An 18,159-nucleotide genomic window follows, 5' to 3' on the forward strand; every position below is an offset into this window, starting at 1 on the left:
ACTAGTAGCCGTTACTGCCGTAATCTAGGGTGAACACAAAATTTTTTACCCGCTCAACACCGGTTTCCAACCGTCCGTCGGCATGCAGGCGCAGCCAGCGGTAGCCCGGCGCCTGCTCGCTGACCTCGAAGTCTTCACTGCCCGGGGCGAACTGGATGCACGTGGACGGCGAGGCCAGCAGGCGCACGCCGTTGCGTTCGCCATCAATCTCTTGATGCACATGCCCCCAGAGCACAGCCCTGACCTGCGGGAAACGGTCGAGCACGGCAAACAAGGCTTCCGGGTTGCGCAGGCCGATCGGCTCCATCCACGCACACCCGATGGGCACCGGGTGATGGTGAAAGCACACCAGGTGGTGCCGGTTCGGCGCTTCGCTCAGGGCCTGGGCGAGCAATTGCAATTGCTGGTCTTGCAGGTAGCCAGGCACCGAGCCGGGCACGGCGGAATCCAGCAAGGTGACCCGCCAGTGGCCAATGTCGAGCACCGGCTCCAGCAAATCGCTGTGCACAGCAGCGTGGGCCATGATGTGCGGTTCGTCATGGTTGCCGGGGATCCAGCGCGCCGGCGCGTCGATCTGACGGGTCATGTCACGAAACTGCTGATACGACTCAAGCGTACCGTCCTGGGACAAATCGCCCGTCGCCAGCACCAGATCGATCTGCGGCTGCTGGGCGCGCACCAACTCGATCACCCGCTGAAGGCTTTCGCGGGTGTTCATGCCCAGCAACGTGCCGCTTGCCTCGGCAAACAGGTGGCTGTCAGACAGTTGCACCAGCAATGCGGGTGCGTCAGGGTTCACGGTGGATACGCTCGGCAAGGCGATCTCCCAAGACAATCACAGGAAAATGGACGACTGGCGCGATTATGCTGGGCAGGACACAAAGAGGAAACCTGGGGAAGCAGACGCAGTTCACATCTACCGCACGACTTCGAACTCGTGGCCCAGGGCCAGGCAGTGGCTCAACCACTCACCGAGGAACACATTGAGCTGTGCTTTCTCATCGGGCTGGTGCATGAACACATTCGGGTACGGATAGATGCTGCGAAAACGCCGCGCATGTTCGGCGCTGATCACTTCGGCCATCCGTGCATCGTGGTACACCTGCACTTCCAGCTGCGGCACCGGCAACCATGGCAGGCTGTGTTCCTGACGCACGCGCAGGGTGGTGGTGTAGGGGCAGTTGATGATGACTTCAAGCGTCAACACGCCGAGCATCTGGTCGCCATGGGTCACGGCAATGCGCCGTGCCTCGGGCGCATGGCGCATGTCGGGAAGCAGGCGCATCAGCCGCGCATAGTTGGCCTCGCAGGCGGCTTGAAGCCCGATCAGGTCAACTCGATATCGTTCCCGTGCCTTTACTGCCATAACCCCCTCACTTCCGCGCGATTAAGCGCAAGCCATTGCAGGGCGATGATGCTGGCTGCATTGGAAATCTTACCGTCACGCACCGCCTGCAGAGCATCTTCGAACGCCCAGCGGGTGACGCGGATATCTTCGGCCTCTTCTTCCAGTCCATGAACGCCTCCGGCGCCTGTGCTGTCGCAACGGCCCAGGTACAGGTGAACGAATTCGGTACTGCCGCCGGGCGAAGGGAAATACTTCGTGATCGGCCATAAAGCGGAGAAGGTCAGCCCAGCTTCCTCCTCGGCTTCGCGGTGTGCAACCTCCTCCGGTTGCTCGTCCTTGTCAATCAGCCCCGCAACCATTTCCACCAGCCAGGGGTTGTCGGTACGGCCCATGGCGCCTACGCGAAACTGCTCGATCAACACCACTTCGTCACGCTGCGGGTCGTAAGGCAGCACGCAGACTGCGTCATGCCGAACGAAGACTTCGCGGTTGATCACCCGGCTCATGCCGCCATCGAACTTTTCATGGCGCAACTGCACGCGATCAAGCTTGTAGAAGCCCTGGTAGGCATTGTCGTGCTGAACGATTTCGATCTTGCTCGGCGTCGACTTCGCAATGTCCGTCATATCCATTCCCGTTGTGCCCATACAATTGGCGCCATCCTAACGCGCTCACGCCCCCGGATGCAGCCCCTTTCCAGTTGCCGGGATAGACGGCGGGCGTCAAACTCACTCTCATCAGTCTAGTGGCGAACTGACTGCCTTGTGGGCAGTCCAAGCGCTACTCTTTTCGCTTTCCATCGATTTACGAAGGACGCACATGTCGCTTTTAAAAATCGCCTCCGTGGCTTGCATTGCCTTGACTCTGGGTGCCTGCCAGAGTCTGTTCCAACCCAGCTATCTCAAACCGCTGGACACCCAGCCGGACGCCTCGGAACAGATCAAGCCCGGCTGCAACAGCCCGGATTGCCCGCTGGTCAACATCGATACCGTGCATTTCCCCACCGAGCCGCAACTCGACACCCTGGTGGAACAGCGCCTGCTGCAGATGACCCGGACCACGCCGGGGGCCAGCGTGCCGCCGACCTTGAACGCTTACCGGGACAAGTTCCTGCGCGAGTCCGCCGACCGCAACAGCATGTATCTGCAAGCCAAGGTACGCGAGCAGCATGACGGACTGGTGATCATCGAAGTGTCCAGCTACCTGGATACCGGCGCTGCCCACGGTGAGCCGGGCCGTGGTTTCATCAACTATTCGCGCCTGCTGCACAAGGAGCTGAGCCTCACCGACATGTTGCTGCCAGGCCAGGAACAGGCGTTCTGGAACACTGCGAAAGTCGCTCACAACAGTTGGCTGATTAACTCGCAGATGGACCGTGACCCGGAGTTCGTGAAGAACTGGCCATTCCAGAAGACCCCGAACGTGGCCTTGACCAGCAACGGCGTGGTGCTCAAGTACAACGTGGCCACCATCGGCCCGTACGCATTGGGGTTGATCGAAATGACCATCCCCTACGCACGCCTCACCGGCGTACTCAAGCCTGAGCTGATGCCCGCGCGCCACTGAAGGCCAGGCCCAGGATGAACTGCAGCAGCCCTGCCAGCACCAACGCCGGCAGGGTCGCGCCGACATTCGGATACAGGTTGGCCAGCAGGTGATAGGCAGCGATGCCGCCCATCCAGGCCACCAGCGCCGGCCAGTGCAGATGAGTGACGGCGCCGCGGCCACGGCGGCGCAGGATGAAGTGGTCCACCAGCACCACGCCGAACAACGGCGCAAACACTGAGCCGATCAGCAGCAGGAAGTTCTGGTATTGCGCCAGCGGCGCAAGGCAGGCGATCAAGGTGCAGATCACCCCGATGACCAGCGCCAGGTGCTCGACCTTCCAGCGCAGTAGCATCCCGCTGGACACCGCCGCCGAGTGAATATCGGCAAAGGCGTTTTCCGTTTCATCCAGCAGGATCAGCAACAGCGGAATCCCCAGGCCCGCACCGGCCAGCGCGAGCAATAGCGCATTCACTTCACCGCTGGGCGCAAACGCCAGGGTGTAGGCCACACCCAGGCTCATCAGCCAGAAATTACCGATAAAGAAGCCCAGCGCGGTACCGCCGAACACGCTTTTTGCGCGTTTGCCGAAACGCGAATAGTCGGCAATCAGCGGCAGCCACGACAGCGGCATGGCGATCGCGATATCAAAACCCACCGCAAACAGCATCGTACCGTCACCGGCCTGGGACCACAGCGCAGCCAGGTCGGCCTTGGCGAACAGGTTCCAGGTCAGCCACAGGCAAGCGGCGAGCAGCAGCCAGATCCCCCATTTGCGCAGGATCTGGCGTACAAAAGTCAAAGGGCCGCTGACCGCCAGCAGGGTCGCCAACCCACCGAACACCAACGTCCACAACAAAGGGCTCGCCAACAGGCTGCCTTCGCTGAACGCCCGCGTGCCCAACAAGCTGGCGGCGTCGCGCATGACGATAATTTCGAACGAGCCCCAGCCGACCAACTGCAGCAGGTTCAGCAACGCCGGCAGGCTCGCGCCCCGGGTGCCGAGGCTGAGTTTGAGGGCCGCCATGGCGGACAGGCCGGTGTCGCTGCCGATTACGCCGACGGCGGCCAGCAACAGCACCCCTGCCAGGGTGCCGAGGAAGATCGCCAGCAACGAGCCGGACAAGCCCAGCCCCGGCGCGAGCAAGGCACCGGTCTGCAGGACCATCAGGCCGATGCCGAGGGAGAACCACAGGGAAAACAGATCGCGGGCGCCGAATACGCGCCTATCGGCGGGGACCGCGATGTCGGGAGAATAGGTGTTCAAGTCAGAGTTCTCGAGAAGAACGTGGGTGACCAGCTGCGAGCTGCAAGCCTCAAGAAAAAGCAGATTCGCCTTTGCTTTCAACTTGCAGCTTGCAGCTTACTTATACCTTCTTGTAAAGCTGACTCCCTTCCTGCTTGAACCGCTCCGCCTGCTCGGCCAAGCCCTTGGCCACGTCCACATCCACCGCATCGATCCGCTGGTTGGCCGCGTACTCACGCACTTCCTGGGTGATCTTCATCGAGCAGAATTTCGGCCCGCACATCGAACAGAAATGCGCGACTTTGGCCGAGTCTTTCGGCAGGGTTTCGTCGTGATAGGAACGCGCGGTGTCCGGATCCAGGCCCAGGTTGAACTGGTCTTCCCAACGGAACTCGAAGCGCGCCTTACTCAAGGCGTTATCGCGGATCTGCGCGCCCGGATGCCCTTTGGCCAAGTCGGCGGCGTGGGCTGCGATCTTGTAGGTAATGATCCCGGTCTTCACATCATCCTTGTTCGGCAAACCCAGGTGTTCCTTGGGCGTGACGTAGCAGAGCATGGCGCAACCGAACCAGCCGATCATCGCGGCACCGATACCGGAGGTGATGTGGTCGTAGCCCGGTGCAATGTCGGTGGTCAGCGGGCCGAGGGTATAGAACGGCGCCTCGTCGCAGCACTCCAACTGCTTGTCCATGTTCTCCTTGATCAACTGCATCGGCACGTGGCCGGGGCCTTCGATCATGGTTTGCACGTCGTGCCTCCAGGCCGTCTTGGTCAGTTCGCCGAGGGTTTCCAGCTCACCGAATTGCGCGGCGTCGTTGGCGTCGGCAATCGAGCCCGGGCGCAGGCCGTCGCCGAGGGAGAAACTGACGTCATAGGCCTTCATGATTTCGCAGATTTCGTCGAAATGCGTGTAGGTGAAGTTCTCTTTGTGGTGCGCCAGGCACCACTTGGCCATGATCGAACCGCCACGGGACACGATGCCAGTGACGCGTTTGGCGGTCAGCGGCACGTAGCGCAGCAGGACGCCGGCGTGGATGGTGAAGTAGTCGACGCCCTGCTCGGCCTGTTCGATCAGGGTGTCACGGAACAACTCCCAGGTCAGGTCTTCAGCGACGCCACCCACTTTTTCCAGTGCCTGGTAGATCGGCACAGTGCCAATCGGCACCGGCGAGTTGCGGATGATCCACTCGCGGGTTTCATGGATGTGCTTGCCGGTGGACAGGTCCATCACCGTGTCCGAACCCCAGCGAATGCCCCAAGTCAGTTTCGCCACTTCTTCTTCAATGGACGAGCCCAGGGCGCTGTTGCCGATGTTGCCGTTGATCTTCACCAGGAAGTTACGGCCGATGATCATCGGTTCCAGCTCGGTGTGGTTGATGTTGGCCGGGATGATCGCGCGGCCGCGTGCGATTTCCTCGCGCACAAATTCCGGAGTGATGATTTTCGGCACGCTGGCGCCGAAGCTGTGGCCGGCGTGTTGCTGGTCGAGCAGGCCACTGGCACGGGCCTCTTCAAGCTTCATGTTTTCGCGGATGGCGACGTATTCCATCTCAGCGGTGATGATGCCTTTGCGGGCGTAGTGCATCTGCGTGACGTTGGCACCAGCCTTGGCCCGGCGTGGGTTCTTCACATGGGCGAAGCGCAGCGCAGTCAGTTCGGCGTCGTTGAGGCGCTGCTGACCGAAGTGCGAGCTCAGGCCGGGCAGGCGCTCGGTGTCGCCGCGCGATTCGATCCATGGCGAACGCACATCGCCCAGGCCTTTGCGCACGTCGATGATCACATTCGGGTCGGTGTAGGGGCCGGACGTGTCGTAAACGGTGACCGGCGCGTTGATTTCGCCGCCGAAGTCGGTGGGGGTGACGTCCAGGCTGATTTCGCGCATCGGCACGCGGATATCCGGGCGAGTGCCCTGCACGTAGATTTTTTGCGAGCGGGTAAAGGGTTGCACGGAGCCGGTGTCGACCTTGGCCGATTCACTCAGGTGCACGGTATTTTTCAGTTTTGTACTTTTTATTTCTGTGCTCATCACGGGCTCTCCAACTATCCAGGCGGTGGATTTTTGTCGGAGCGAACCTGAGACGGATGGACGCACTGAAAACAGTGCTGTGCTTGGCGCACGGAGTGTTCGATTGTCGAACATTCATCCCGGACGAAGCACAAGAGGACTCGCCGGGTGACGAGAAATCTTGTTCCCTACGCAGGCGCTAACCTGATCAGGTTCAACGGGATCCGGTATTTACCGATCTCAGCCTTCCAACAAGGCACCCCGACAAGAACGCAGGCAGTCTAGACCATGGCATGGGCAAATTGCCAATAGCGCTGCATTCAGCGTGATGAATGGCATGATTGCGGGATTGTTGCGCCGGGTCAGCGCCACTACACTCGGTTGCCGCCACAATGCTTGACGCCAGGAACGGCCAGCCTTAGCCTTGGGCGCTAAATTATCACCGTAATATTCAATCTAGGGATCGCCTCATGCTGCGCAAACTTTCACTGGCGCTTGCCGTGTCTTGTGCAACCAACGGAATGGTCTGGGCAGCTGAAGCGCCCCTGACGACCAAAACCGACCTGGTCAGCGTTTACCAGGAAGCGGTGGACAACAACGCCGACCTGGCAGCCGCACGCGCCCAATATGGCGCACAAAAGGAAGTGGTGCCCCAGGCCCGCGCCGGCTTGCTGCCCAACCTGTCGGGCGGTGCCGATATCAACACCGTGCGCACCCAGATCGACACGCCGGCCGCCACCGCCAACCGCGACGCTCACTCCTGGCGCGCGACCTTGAGCCAGCCGCTGTTCCGCGCCGATCGCTGGTTCCAGCTACAGGCTGCCGAGGCCACCAACGAGCAGGCCGCGCTGCAACTGTCGGCCACCGAGCAGAACCTGATCCTGCAAAGCGCCGAAAGCTACTTTGCCGTGCTGCGCGCCCAGGACAACCTGGCCTCGACCAAGGCCGAAGAAAACGCCTTCAAGCGCCAGCTGGACCAGTCCAGCGAGCGCTTCGACGTGGGCCTGTCGGACAAGACCGACGTACTGCAATCCCAGGCCAGCTACGACACCGCGCGCGCCAATCGGATCCTGGCCCAGCGCCAGGTGGAAGACGCCTTTGAAGCGTTGATCACCCTGACCAATCGTCAATACAACTCGATCCAGGGCATCGTCCACACACTGCCGGTGTTGCCACCGCTGCCGAACGACGCCAAGGCCTGGGTTGAAACCGCCGGCCGCCAGAACCTGAACCTGCTCGCCAGCAACTACGCCGTCACCGCCGCCGAAGAAACCCTCAAGCAACGCAAGGCCGGGCATGCCCCGACACTCGATGCGGTGGCGCAATATGAGAAAGGCGACAACGACGCCCTCGGGTTCAGCAACCCGAATGCCTTTGGCACGCCCTATCGCGGCGATGTGGAACAACGCACCATTGGCCTGCGCCTGAACATTCCGATCTACAGCGGCGGGCTGACCAGTTCCCAAGTGCGTGAATCCTACTCGCGCCTGGGCCAGACCGAGCAGCAACGCGAAGGCCTGCGGCGCCAGGTGGTGGAAAATACGCGCAACCTGCACCGCGCAGTGAACACCGACGTGGAACAGGTACAGGCACGCCGCCAGTCGATCATTTCCAACCAGAGCGCGGTGGAAGCCACGGAGATCGGCTACCAGGTGGGTACGCGTAACATCGTCGACGTGCTCGACTCACAGCGCCAGCTCTATGCGTCGGTGCGCAACTACAACAACAGCCGCTACGACTACATCCTCGACAACCTGCGCTTGAAGCAGGCCGCGGGCACCTTGAACCCGGGGGACTTGCAGGACTTGGCGCGCTACCTCAAGGCTGACTACAACCCGGACAAGGACTTCCTGCCGCCGGACCTGGCCAAGGCCGCCGCCGAACAGCTCAAGGCCCGCCCGGGTAATTAAGCACAGCGCCTACAATGGAATCAGTGCTGATCCAATAGCCTGTCCAGGCCATCCAGCAAGCGCTTGAGCGCGCCCTGGTTGGCCTGCATCACCTTGAGCCCAGCCTGCGCCATCTTGCGCGCATCCTGTGGCAGCTCGAACAGCTGGCGCACGGCTTCGGCCAGACCTTGGGCATCGTCGACTTCGCGCAACGCCCCCGCCTCATGCATCATCGCGCTGATTTCGAGGAAGTTGAACCGGTGCGGCCCCATGATCACAGGCAGGGCCAGCGCCGCCGGCTCCAACGGGTTGTGACCGCCGGTCGGCACCAGGCTGCCGCCGACGAAAGCACTGTCGGCCAGGGCATACAGAAACAGCAATTCGCCCATGGTGTCGCCCAGCAACACGGAGGTCTGCGCGGTCACGGGGTCACCGCTGGAGCGACGCACCGTGGCGAATCCTCGTTGCCGGCACAACTCAAACATCGGACCGAAGCGCTCCTGATGGCGCGGCACCAGAATCAGCAACGCATTGGGATAGCTCTCGAGCAACTGGCGGTGGGCCGCCAGCACCACTTCATCTTCGCCTTCATGGGTACTGGCGGCGATCCACACCGGGCGCTCGCGCGCCCCCCATTGCTCCCGCAGGGCGGCGGCGCGCAGCGGCAGCTCGGGGTCGACAGTCAGGTCGAATTTGATCGAACCCGTGACTTCAACGGTTTCCGGGCGCGCACCCAGGCTCAGGAAACGCTCGGCCTCGGTACGCGTCTGCACGGAGAACAGGCTCATCTGAGCCAGCATCGGCGCGGTCAGCTTGGCGAAACGCCCATAACCCTTGGCCGAGCGCGCCGACAGTCGCGCATTGGCCAATGCCACCGGAATGCCACGCTGGTAGCAGGCGTGGATGTGATTGGGCCACAGCTCCGTCTCCATGATCACCGCCAGTTTCGGCTGCACCTGATCCAGAAAACGCTTGGCGGCGCACGGCACGTCATAGGGCAGGTAACAATGCTGAATGCGCGGCTCATTGGCGAACAACGCCTGGATACGCTCAGAACCGGTGGGCGTCATGCAGGTGATGGTGATCGGCAGCGTCGGGTGGCGCGCCATCAGCCCGCGTATCATCGGCGCGGCAGCGATGCTTTCGCCGACCGACACCGCATGCACCCAGATCCCGCCCGGCCGCATCATCGGCAGGCCATAGGAAAACCGCTCGCCCACGCGCTTGGCATACGCCGGCGCCTTGCGCGCGCGCAGCCACAGACGTAAAGCCACCAACGGCAGCGCCAGGTAAAACAGACAGCTGTAGAGAGTTCTATTCATGGCGGCGGAGTTTATCGGCTTTTTCAGTCGATCGCCTGCAAGCACTCGGCAAATCGTTCAGCCAGGAAGCGTGCGGCAGGCCCGAGGTGTTCATCCCGACGCCAGACCAGTTCCACCACCAGGGCCGGTGGCGTCCATTCGCTGTCCAACTCGACCATTTGTTGCTGATAGGTGGGGTACTGCACGATATGCCGCGGCAGCCAGGCCCAGCCCAGGCCACTCATCAACCATTCGGCCAGCACATAGAAACTGTCGGCGCGCCACACCAGAGGGCTGGCAGCCTCACTGCCGGGGTAGACACTGGTCTGGGTCGACATCAACAGTTGGCGAAACTGTGCCAGACGCTGACAATCCACATATCGCTCCTTGGCGAGCGGGTGGTTCACGCCGCACACCGTGACCATTTCCACACTGCCCACCACCCGCCGCTCAAGCGCCTCGGGGATTTGGTCGTGATAGAACAGCAGGCCCAGGTCGGCTTTGCGCTCCACCAACTTACGCGCTACGTCGCCTTGGGCAGCGCTGGACAATTGCACTTCCAGCAACGGGTATTGCGCGGCCAGCGCTTCAAGGCTGTCGAGTACTGGCTGGAACAACATGGCTTCGTCCTGGGCCAGGCGCAGGCAGGCTTCTTCACCCCGGGTCAAGGACAGCGCCCGACCATTGAGCCGCTCACACTGGCGCAACACCTCACGCGCCTCCTCCAGCAACACACTGCCCGCCTCGGTCAGGCGTGGCTGGCGGCCACTGCTACGATCAAACAGGCTCAGCCCCAGGTCCGCCTCAAGCAGGGCGATCCCATTGCTCACCGCCGATTGAGCCTTGCGCTGGTCACGGGCCACCGCGGAAAACGAACGCTGCTCGGCGACACTGACAAACAGGCGCATTTGCTCAAGGTTCCACTGCACGCTCATGGCCTAACCCATCTTTAATTCGGATAGGTAATGACTTTACCGCATCTTGGCAGTCGCTAGAATGCCGACCTTATCTAGCACGCAACACACCGAGGATTACCCCATGAATGTCGCCTACCTCTACCTGGCCATTGCCATTTGCTCGGAAGTGATCGCGACCGTTTCCATGAAAGCGGTCAAGGGCCTGAGCACACCCATCCCGCTGATGCTGATGATTGTGGGTTATGGCGTAGCGTTCTGGATGCTCACCCTGGTGGTGCGCAGCGTACCGGTGGGCGTGGCCTATGCGGTATGGGCCGGGCTGGGGATCGTGATGGTCAGCGTCGCGGCGTTGTTTATCTACGGGCAGAAGCTGGATGTCCCGGCGATGCTGGGGATGGGCCTGATCGTACTGGGCGTGGTAGTGATTCAGTTGTTCTCGAAAACCGCCGGGCACTGACCGCTACTCAACAGGCTGTATACTGCGTCCCTTGTCTTGAACACTGAGGTCGCCGATGCCATCCGTTATTTCCACCGACGTACTGATTGTCGGCGCCGGGGTTGCCGGCCTCTGGCTGAATGCGCGCCTGCGCCGCCAGGGGTTTTCCACGGTACTGGTGGAAAGCGCCACCCTGGGCGGCGGGCAAAGCGTGAAGTCGCAGGGAATCATTCACGGCGGGGCGAAATATGCCCTGCACGGCGCGCTCACCGGCGCGTCCGAAGCCATTGCCGACATGCCGCGCCGCTGGCGTGAAGCCCTGGCAGGAACGGGCGAGCTGGATTTGTCCGGCGTACGCTTGCTGTCCGAAGCCCACTATCTATGGTCCCCCGGCACGCTCGCCGGCAACCTCACCAGCTTCTTTGCCAGCAAGGCCGTGCGCGGGCGTGTGGATCAGGTCAAAGGCGACGAATTGCCCCCCGCCCTGCAGGATCGCCGCTTCAAGGGCAAGGTCTATCGCTTGGCCGAACTCGTGGTGGACGTGCCGAGTGTGATTCAACGCCTGGCGCAACTGGGCGGTGATAGCCTGCTCGCCGCAAAGCAGATCGAACCGCTGCGCGAAGACGACCACTTGGTGGGCTTGAAGGTCGATGGCCGCGAGATCCGCGCGCAACGCATCGTGTTGAGTGCCGGCGCCGGCACGGCTGACTTGCTCGGCGCCCTGGGCCTCAGCCAACCGGCCATGCAGGAACGCCCCCTGCATATGATCATCGCCAAGGGCCCAGGCCTGAAGCCGCTGTATGCCCATTGCCTGGGTGGCGGCACCAAGCCGCGCCTCACCGTTACCACCCACCCGGCAGCGGATGGCAATTGGGTGTGGTACATCGGCGGAGATATCGCCGAAGCCGACGGTGTGGCACGTACCCCTGAAGAACAGATCGCCACCGCACAAAAGGAAGTGGCGCAACTGCTGCCGTGGATCGACATGAGCCAGACCCAGTGGGCCACCTTGCGGGTCGACCGCGCCGAGCCGCTGCAATCGGGTCTGAGCCGCCCCGACAATGCATTCCTCGCCGAACAGGGCCGCCTACTGGTGGGCTGGCCGACCAAGCTGGCCCTGGCGCCGGACTTCGCCGATCGCGTGCTCGACAGCCTGGAACGCGACGGTATCCGACCCGGCGCCGGCGAGCCTCTGCCCGACCTGCCGAAACCCGCGATCGGCGTGCCTGCCTGGGAGCAACTGTTGCCATGAGCCTGCCTACCCTGCACGACCTGCATCGCCCCCTGGGCAGCACGGGCCTGATCGTCTCGCCACTGGGCCTGGGCACCGTCAAACTGGGCCGCGACCAGGGCGTGAAATACCCCAGCGGCTTTCAGATCCCCGACGATGACGAAGCGCGAATGTTGTTGCGCCAGGCCCGACAGCTGGGCATCAACCTGATCGACACCGCCCCCGCCTACGGTCGCAGCGAAGAACGCCTGGGGCCGCTGCTACGTGGCCAGCGCAAGGATTGGGTGATTGTCAGCAAGGTTGGCGAAGAGTTTGCCGACGGCGTATCCCGTCATGACTTCAGTGAGGCCCACACCCGCCTGTCGATCGAGCGCAGCTTGAAAAGACTTGAAACGGATTTTATCGATCTGGTGCTGGTGCACTCCGACGGCAATGATCTGCACATCCTCAACGATTGTGAGGTTTACCAAACCCTGGCGGCACTGAAAAAAGAGGGCAAGATTCGCGGCTTCGGCTTCTCCGGCAAAACCGTTGAAGGCGGTGTGAAGGCTCTGGAACAAGGCGATTGCGCGATGGTCACCTACAATCTGAACGAGCAGGCCGAGAAGGCCGTGATTGATTACGCCGCGACCCATGGCAAAGGCATCCTGGTGAAAAAAGCCTTGGCCAGCGGCCACGTTTGCCTTGAGCCCGGAATGGATCCAATTCATGCCAGTTTCATGTTGTTGTTTGCGCAAACGGGCGTCGCCAGTGCTATTGTCGGGACCATCAACCCGCTGCACCTGGCCCATAACGTGGCGACCGCTGCCCAGGTCATTCGTCAACTCTGATGCCGCCGACGCGGCCGACCCCGTCGCAAGAAGGAGCCGACATGCCGCGAACGCTCATAAGAAAAAACCCCAGCAACTTCAAGACACTGCCGCTGCACGTCGAAGCCACCCCCGAGGGCCTGAGCTACCAGAGCGTCGGCATGCCGCTCAACTTCGCCCAGACCCTGCAACGGCGCAAACCGGTAGACGTGCCGAACGCCGAGCGCTTTGCCCTGGAACTGGCCAACCTTGGCGTGTCGGTGCGACTGACGCTGCATTGGCAAAACAAGGACTACTGGGTACTCGTGCGCCAACGCCGCCAGGACCGTGGCGATGTGGTGCTCAAGCTGATCTCCGGCTACGTCCCGGCCCATGAATTGAACCTGCCGCTGCACACCGCCATCCAGGAAATTGCCGAAGAGTGCCTGCTCGAAACCCCGGAAGGCTGGCTCGGCGGGCGCTTCAACGACACATGGCTCCCGGCGCCCTACTCCGCAGCTCTGCACTACCGTGAAGCCTTGCCCTTTCGCCTCAGCCCACTGTCTGGCGCGGCGCGACCGGTGCGTTGCGCAACCACTCAATTGATCGAGCGCCCACGGGCTTATGTGCACCTGCCCACCGCATCGCTGCAGCTGATTTATGACTTGAGGCTGGAAGTCCCGAAGGAAGCCAAGTCCCTGAGCCTGTTCCATGTCGATGAGCGCCTGGAAGGTGACCAGTTGGTCGCCCGGCTGGACCGCCAGCGCCCCGACCTGTACCTGATGCCTCTGAAAGACGGCCAGCCACTGGCCGAGCTTTACACCGTCAAGAAAGACCAACTGTACCCGGCGAGCACACGGGGTTTGTACCTGGCGGAAAGCTTCGCCCAACAGGAAGGCTGGTTGGTACGTGATGAGCGGATTCGCTGGAAAGACTGGCTCAGGCAGCAAGGCCTGGCAGAGCCGGAAAAAGAGTCGCGATTGAAGCATCTGGCACAGCGGATGCTGCGCAAAATCGTGCCTAAGAAAAAAGCCAGCCGATAAAGGCTGGCCTCCTTACCGTCAGCCTCTGAGCAAACGCTCCAGGCCCACCTTCAACGGCGTGGGCTCGGGCAGCGTAAAACTCGCCAGCAGCCGTTGGTTATTCGCCCGCGAATGTCGGATATCCCCAGAACGTGCAGGCCCGTAAGTCACAGCCGGCAACTTGCCGACGATGTCTTGCAAGGCTTGCAGTACGTCCTTGAGCGTAGTGGTGCGGTTCCAACCGACATTGATTGCACCCAGCGGTGCAGCGGGCGCTTCAATGGCCTGTACCAGCACGTCCACCAGATCTTCCACGTACATGAAGTCACGGGTTTGCTCGCCATCGCCAAACACGGCGATCGGCACACCTTGCTGCGCGCGCTCGCTGAAGATACTGATCACACCGGAATACGGCGATGACGGATCCTGGCGCGGCCCGAAGATATTGAAGAAACGGAAGATCACCGGCTCCAGGCCATGCTGGCGGCGGTAAAAATCGAAGTAATGCTCGCTGGCCAATTTATCGGACGCGTAAGGCGTCAATGGCGCCTTGGTGGTTTCTTCGGCAATCGAAGCCCCCTCGCCGTTGTTGCCATAGACCGCGGCGCTGGAGGCATACACCACACGCCTGACGCCGGCCTTGCGCATGGCCTCACAGACATTCAAGGTACCGACAAAATTGCTCTGGTGCGTGCTGACCGGGTCATCCACCGAGGCCTGCACCGAGGCCACTGCAGCCAAGTGCACCACGGCAGTCGCGCCGACGGCGGCCTTCGCCACCAGGTCCGCATCGGCGACATTACCTTCAATCAGCTCCAAACGCGGGTTATCCATCGGCAAGTTGCTGCGTTTGCCGGTGGACAGGTTATCCAGCACCCGCACGCCATAGCCTTTGGCAAGCAACGCGTCCACCAGGTGCGAGCCAATAAAGCCCGCACCGCCGGTAATCAGGACCCACTTATCAGAGTTACTCATTGTTGCGGATCTTCTCGACAATGGCGGTGGTCGAGCTGTTCTCAACCAAGCCCAACACTTTGACCTTGCCGCCGTAGGCGCTGACGATGTCGGCACCGACCACCTGGTCGACGGAGTAGTCACCGCCCTTGACCAGCACGTCCGGCTTGACCTGGGCCAGCAGGTTTTCCGGGGTGCCTTCGGGGAAGCTGATCACCCAATCCACCGCGCCCAACCCCGCCAGCACCGCCATGCGACGGTCAACGCTGTTGATCGGACGGCCCGGACCTTTCAAGCGACTGACCGAAGCATCGTCATTGACCGCGACGATCAGGCGATCGCCTTGGGCACGCGCCTGCTCCAGGTAAGTCACATGGCCGGCATGCAGGATGTCGAAGCAGCCATTGGTGAACACAATGCTTTCGTTGTGGGCACGCGCATCGTCAATCGCCAACAGCAACTGCTCGATACTCAGTACGCCACGCTCGGAACCTTCGGAACGCTGGATCGCCCGGCGCAGCTCAGGTGCACTGATGGCCGCCGTACCCAGTTTGCCAACCACAATACCTGCCGCCAAATTGGCCAGGGCCACGGCGTGAGGCAATTCTTCACCTGCCGCGATAGACGCGGCCAAGGTAGAAATGACGGTGTCACCGGCACCGGTGACATCAAACACTTCACGGGCACGCGCCGGCAGGTGCATCGCCGGGTGGCCTGGGCGCAACAGGGTCATGCCGTGCTCGCCACGGGTCACCAGCAAGGCGCCCAGGTCGAGGTCGGCCATCAGCGCCGCGCCCTTGCTCACCAATTCATGCTCATCGGCGCAACCACCGACGATGGCTTCGAACTCACTGAGGTTCGGCGTGATCAGGCTGGCGCCCCGATAAATCGAGAAGTCCTTGCCCTTGGGATCGGCCAGCACCGGAATGCCCTTGGCCTTGGCGGCCTGAATCAGCGCCTGATGGTTCCTCAAGGCGCCTTTTCCGTAGTCGGACAACACCAGCACCTTGATGCCTTCGAGCAACTCGTCAACCTGGCTGCCGAGAGCCAAGGCGTCGGTGGCGAAGGGTTCTTCGAAATCGATACGCAGCAACTGTTGGTGCCGGCTCATGACCCGCAACTTGACGATGGTCGGCTGATGGGCGATACGCTGGAACACCGCACGCACGCCGGCCCCGCGCAGGCTGTTGGCCAGGCTGTCGGCGGCTTCGTCGTCGCCGGTCACACCCACAAGGGAGGCTGGAGCGCCGAGCGCGGCAATATTGAGGGCAACGTTGGCAGCACCACCCGGACGGTCTTCGATTTGCTCGACCTTGACTACCGGCACCGGTGCCTCAGGGGAAATCCGTGAGGTACCACCATGCCAGTAACGGTCGAGCATGACATCGCCGACCACCAAGACAGGGGCTTGATCGAATCGCGGCATGGACAACTTCATGGTGCAACCCACATACAAAATGAACAGGGGCGCGATATTAGCACAGGGTTTGCGATGGCTTGTGACTAGCGCGACGCCGAATCCACTACGGGGCGAATGCTGGAGGGGGCGTGCCCGCCGATAGCGAAATATCAGCTGGCATTTCTGCACGCTGACACTTCGCTATCGGGGGCAAGCCCCTCCCACATTGCCCTGTGTACCTGTCGATCAGGTGATATCGGCCGATACCGGCGTATCCAGGCCCATGGAGTGCAGGCGGGCATAGTAGCCATTTTGCGCGAGCAACTCGCCGTGGGTACCGCGCTCCACGATACGGCCGTCGTCCATCACCAAGATCAGGTCAGCCTTCTCGATGGTCGACAGGCGGTGCGCGATCACCAGGGTCGTGCGACCTTGCATGACGTTGTCCAACGCCGCCTGAATGTGGCGCTCGGACTCGGTGTCGAGCGCCGAGGTGGCCTCGTCGAGAATCAGCAGTGGCGCATTCTTGAGTAGTGCACGGGCAATCGCCAGGCGCTGGCGCTGGCCACCGGACAACAACACGCCGTTTTCACCGACCTGGGTATCGAAGCCCTTGGGCAACTGGTCGATGAAGTCCTTGGCATTGGCATCCGCCGCCGCGGCTTCAACCGCCTCCCGTGGTGCTCCGGCCAGGTCGCCGTAGGCGATGTTGTTGGTCACGGTGTCACTGAACAGGGTGACATGCTGGGTTACCTGGGCGATATGCTTGCGCAGGTTGAGCAGCTTGTAGTCTTCGATTTCGACGCCATCGAGCAGAATCTCCCCACTCTCGTGGTGGTAAAAACGCGGGATGAGGCTGGCCAGGGTCGACTTGCCGCTGCCTGAACGCCCAACCAGCGCAATCATCTGCCCCGGCTCGGCGGTGAAACTGATGTCCTTGAGCACATGACGCTCGGTGCCGGGGTAAGTGAAGTTCAACTGGCGCACTTCCAGGCGCCCGCTGACCTTGTCGCGTTCGATAGTGCCGTGGTCGACTTCAACCGCCTCGTCCAACTGCTCGAAAATGCTTTCAGCACCGGCGACACCTTTCTGGATGGTCGAGCTGACTTCCGACAGTTGGCGGATCGGCTTGGGCAACAAACCGGCCAACGTGATGTAGGCGACCATGTCACCGGCGGACGCATCGCCACGAAGATACAGAACCAGGAACATCAATACCGCCATGGCGGTGTAGATCACCAGTTGCAACGCCGGCGTGTAGATCGCGCCCGTACGGGTCATGCGCAGTTGCTTGTCGGTATTGCTCTGGCTGGCCTTGAGGAAACGCTTCTCCTCGTAGACTTCACCGCCGAAGCTGCGCACCACGCGATAGCCCTGGATGGTTTCCGAAGCCACGTGGGTCACGTCCCCCATCGCCACCTGGATCTTTTTGCTCTGCTTGCGGAATTTCTTGCTGGCCGTGCTGACCATCACCGCAATCAACGGCAGGATGGCGATCATGACGAGCGTCAGGCGCCAGTTCATGAACAGCAGGGAGGCGAACAGGAAGATCACCGTCATGCCTTCACGGATGACCACCTTGATCGCATCGGTTGCCGCACCTGTGACCATGGTCACGTTGAAGGTGATGCGGGAAATCAGGTGTCCCGAGTTGTGGTTGTCGAAGTACCGGTTAGGCAGCGTCAGCAGGTTGTTGAACAACTGCACCCGCAGGTCGTGGACCAGGCCCAGGGAGACCTTGGCCAACAGGTAGTTGCCCAGGAAAGACCCCAGGCCCTGCCAGGCGGCGATCAAGATGATCAGCAGCGGCACGGCCTGCAGCAGTTGCAGGTCCCGCAGGAACGGCACGGTGGGGAACAACACGGCTTGCGGGTTGGACAGGCCATCGACAAAGTACTTGAGGATGTAACCCAGCATCGGCTGGGTTGACGCGAAAATCAGAAATCCGACGATACTCAACGCGAACAAGCCCATGTAAGGCTTAACGTAGCTGAGCAGGCGGAAGTATATTTTCAAGCTCGAAGGGCTTGCGCTCGGACTGGAGTCGGTCATATCACGCGGCGTTTTGAAAAAGGAGG

Annotated in this window: 16 protein-coding genes and 1 riboswitch; of the genes, 6 read left to right on the top strand and 10 right to left on the bottom strand. The window is 61.6% G+C overall.

Annotated elements, in window-relative coordinates:
- Position 1 precedes the first annotated feature (1 nt).
- The 3 genes from cpdA to C9383_RS13240 form a co-directional block, all read right to left on the bottom strand.
- Positions 2-817, bottom strand: coding sequence for a 3',5'-cyclic-AMP phosphodiesterase (cpdA, locus tag C9383_RS13230; RefSeq protein ID WP_090367167.1), 816 nt, complete (start codon positions 815-817; stop codon positions 2-4).
- A 99-nt stretch (positions 818-916) separates the two neighbouring features.
- The gene (locus C9383_RS13235; protein ID WP_060755127.1) at positions 917-1,366 is read right to left on the bottom strand and encodes a DUF1249 domain-containing protein; all 450 of its coding nucleotides are present in this window, start codon (positions 1,364-1,366) and stop codon (positions 917-919) included.
- Complete coding sequence (locus tag C9383_RS13240) at positions 1,357-1,974, bottom strand: NUDIX domain-containing protein (RefSeq protein ID WP_060755128.1); 618 nt, start codon at positions 1,972-1,974, stop codon at positions 1,357-1,359. The genes C9383_RS13235 and C9383_RS13240 overlap by 10 nt, the downstream gene beginning before the upstream one ends.
- A gap of 193 nt (positions 1,975-2,167) precedes the next feature.
- Between C9383_RS13240 and C9383_RS13245 the strand changes: the two genes are divergently transcribed.
- Positions 2,168-2,914 carry an RsiV family protein gene (locus C9383_RS13245; RefSeq protein WP_090367169.1) on the top strand — a complete coding sequence of 249 codons (747 nt, stop codon included), beginning with the start codon at positions 2,168-2,170 and terminating at the stop codon, positions 2,912-2,914.
- Here C9383_RS13245 and cytX read toward each other — a convergent pair.
- Both cytX and thiC read right to left on the bottom strand, forming a co-directional pair.
- Positions 2,883-4,160: a putative hydroxymethylpyrimidine transporter CytX gene (cytX, locus tag C9383_RS13250; RefSeq protein ID WP_235863194.1), complete on the bottom strand. Its 1,278-nt coding sequence runs from the start codon at positions 4,158-4,160 to the stop codon at positions 2,883-2,885. The genes C9383_RS13245 and cytX overlap by 32 nt on opposite strands.
- 100 nt (positions 4,161-4,260) lie before the next feature.
- The gene (gene thiC / locus C9383_RS13255; RefSeq protein ID WP_090367171.1) at positions 4,261-6,165 is read right to left on the bottom strand and encodes a phosphomethylpyrimidine synthase ThiC; all 1,905 of its coding nucleotides are present in this window, start codon (positions 6,163-6,165) and stop codon (positions 4,261-4,263) included.
- A gap of 147 nt (positions 6,166-6,312) precedes the next feature.
- Positions 6,313-6,418: riboswitch (TPP riboswitch) on the bottom strand.
- A gap of 196 nt (positions 6,419-6,614) precedes the next feature.
- On the opposite strand from thiC, the gene C9383_RS13260 reads away from it, so the two are divergent.
- Entirely contained in the window at positions 6,615-8,054 is a 1,440-nt protein-coding gene (locus C9383_RS13260; RefSeq protein ID WP_060755132.1) for a TolC family outer membrane protein, read from the top strand.
- A gap of 20 nt (positions 8,055-8,074) precedes the next feature.
- Here C9383_RS13260 and waaA read toward each other — a convergent pair whose 3' ends face one another.
- Both waaA and C9383_RS13270 read right to left on the bottom strand, forming a co-directional pair.
- Entirely contained in the window at positions 8,075-9,355 is a 1,281-nt protein-coding gene (gene waaA / locus C9383_RS13265) for a lipid IV(A) 3-deoxy-D-manno-octulosonic acid transferase (protein ID WP_090367173.1), read from the bottom strand.
- 23 nt (positions 9,356-9,378) lie between these two features.
- Positions 9,379-10,269, bottom strand: coding sequence for a LysR family transcriptional regulator (locus tag C9383_RS13270; protein WP_060755134.1), 891 nt, complete (start codon positions 10,267-10,269; stop codon positions 9,379-9,381).
- A gap of 103 nt (positions 10,270-10,372) precedes the next feature.
- Between C9383_RS13270 and C9383_RS13275 the strand changes: the two genes are divergently transcribed.
- From C9383_RS13275 to C9383_RS13290, 4 genes are read left to right on the top strand one after another with little or no spacing between them, the layout of a single operon-like run.
- Positions 10,373-10,708 (top strand): DMT family transporter, encoded by a 336-nt coding sequence (locus C9383_RS13275; RefSeq protein WP_060755135.1) that lies wholly within the window; start codon positions 10,373-10,375, stop codon positions 10,706-10,708.
- A gap of 55 nt (positions 10,709-10,763) precedes the next feature.
- A complete protein-coding gene (locus C9383_RS13280) occupies positions 10,764-11,939 on the top strand; it encodes an NAD(P)/FAD-dependent oxidoreductase (RefSeq protein ID WP_090367175.1) in 1,176 nt (391 codons plus the stop codon).
- Positions 11,936-12,748: an aldo/keto reductase gene (locus tag C9383_RS13285; RefSeq protein WP_090367176.1), complete on the top strand. Its 813-nt coding sequence runs from the start codon at positions 11,936-11,938 to the stop codon at positions 12,746-12,748. The genes C9383_RS13280 and C9383_RS13285 overlap by 4 nt, the downstream gene beginning before the upstream one ends.
- Positions 12,749-12,789: 41 nt before the next feature.
- Entirely contained in the window at positions 12,790-13,749 is a 960-nt protein-coding gene (locus C9383_RS13290; protein WP_090367178.1) for a metal ABC transporter ATPase, read from the top strand.
- Between the two features lie 18 nt (positions 13,750-13,767).
- Here the strand turns inward: C9383_RS13290 and C9383_RS13295 are convergent, their stop codons facing one another.
- The 3 genes from C9383_RS13295 to msbA all read right to left on the bottom strand — a co-directional run bounded on the left by C9383_RS13295 (position 13,768) and on the right by msbA (position 18,133).
- Entirely contained in the window at positions 13,768-14,703 is a 936-nt protein-coding gene (locus C9383_RS13295; RefSeq protein ID WP_090367179.1) for an NAD-dependent epimerase/dehydratase family protein, read from the bottom strand.
- Complete coding sequence (gene hldE / locus C9383_RS13300; protein WP_090367181.1) at positions 14,696-16,120, bottom strand: bifunctional D-glycero-beta-D-manno-heptose-7-phosphate kinase/D-glycero-beta-D-manno-heptose 1-phosphate adenylyltransferase HldE; 1,425 nt, start codon at positions 16,118-16,120, stop codon at positions 14,696-14,698. The genes C9383_RS13295 and hldE overlap by 8 nt, the downstream gene beginning before the upstream one ends.
- 207 nt (positions 16,121-16,327) lie before the next feature.
- On the bottom strand, positions 16,328-18,133 hold the full coding sequence (msbA, locus tag C9383_RS13305) for a lipid A export permease/ATP-binding protein MsbA (RefSeq protein ID WP_060755140.1): 1,806 nt from the start codon (positions 18,131-18,133) through the stop codon (positions 16,328-16,330).
- Positions 18,134-18,159 lie beyond the last annotated feature (26 nt).

It is taken from the genome of Pseudomonas palleroniana, from assembly GCF_003031675.1.
GTDB classification, from domain to species: domain Bacteria; phylum Pseudomonadota; class Gammaproteobacteria; order Pseudomonadales; family Pseudomonadaceae; genus Aquipseudomonas; species Aquipseudomonas palleroniana.

Bases quoted from the DNA above. Each gene is read 5' to 3' on its own strand.
- C9383_RS13295 (WP_090367179.1), bottom strand. From the start codon at position 14,703: ATGAGTAACTCTGATAAGTGGGTCCTGATTACCGGCGGTGCGGGCTTT.
- C9383_RS13235 (WP_060755127.1), bottom strand. From the start codon at position 1,366: ATGGCAGTAAAGGCACGGGAACGATATCGAGTTGACCTGATCGGGCTT.
- C9383_RS13240 (WP_060755128.1), bottom strand. From the start codon at position 1,974: ATGACGGACATTGCGAAGTCGACGCCGAGCAAGATCGAAATCGTTCAG.
- C9383_RS13260 (WP_060755132.1), top strand. From the start codon at position 6,615: ATGCTGCGCAAACTTTCACTGGCGCTTGCCGTGTCTTGTGCAACCAAC.
- C9383_RS13245 (WP_090367169.1), top strand. From the start codon at position 2,168: ATGTCGCTTTTAAAAATCGCCTCCGTGGCTTGCATTGCCTTGACTCTG.
- thiC (WP_090367171.1), bottom strand. From the start codon at position 6,165: ATGAGCACAGAAATAAAAAGTACAAAACTGAAAAATACCGTGCACCTG.
- C9383_RS13290 (WP_090367178.1), top strand. From the start codon at position 12,790: ATGCCGCGAACGCTCATAAGAAAAAACCCCAGCAACTTCAAGACACTG.
- C9383_RS13285 (WP_090367176.1), top strand. From the start codon at position 11,936: ATGAGCCTGCCTACCCTGCACGACCTGCATCGCCCCCTGGGCAGCACG.
- C9383_RS13280 (WP_090367175.1), top strand. From the start codon at position 10,764: ATGCCATCCGTTATTTCCACCGACGTACTGATTGTCGGCGCCGGGGTT.
- msbA (WP_060755140.1), bottom strand. From the start codon at position 18,133: ATGACCGACTCCAGTCCGAGCGCAAGCCCTTCGAGCTTGAAAATATAC.
- hldE (WP_090367181.1), bottom strand. From the start codon at position 16,120: ATGAAGTTGTCCATGCCGCGATTCGATCAAGCCCCTGTCTTGGTGGTC.
- C9383_RS13275 (WP_060755135.1), top strand. From the start codon at position 10,373: ATGAATGTCGCCTACCTCTACCTGGCCATTGCCATTTGCTCGGAAGTG.
- waaA (WP_090367173.1), bottom strand. From the start codon at position 9,355: ATGAATAGAACTCTCTACAGCTGTCTGTTTTACCTGGCGCTGCCGTTG.
- C9383_RS13270 (WP_060755134.1), bottom strand. From the start codon at position 10,269: ATGAGCGTGCAGTGGAACCTTGAGCAAATGCGCCTGTTTGTCAGTGTC.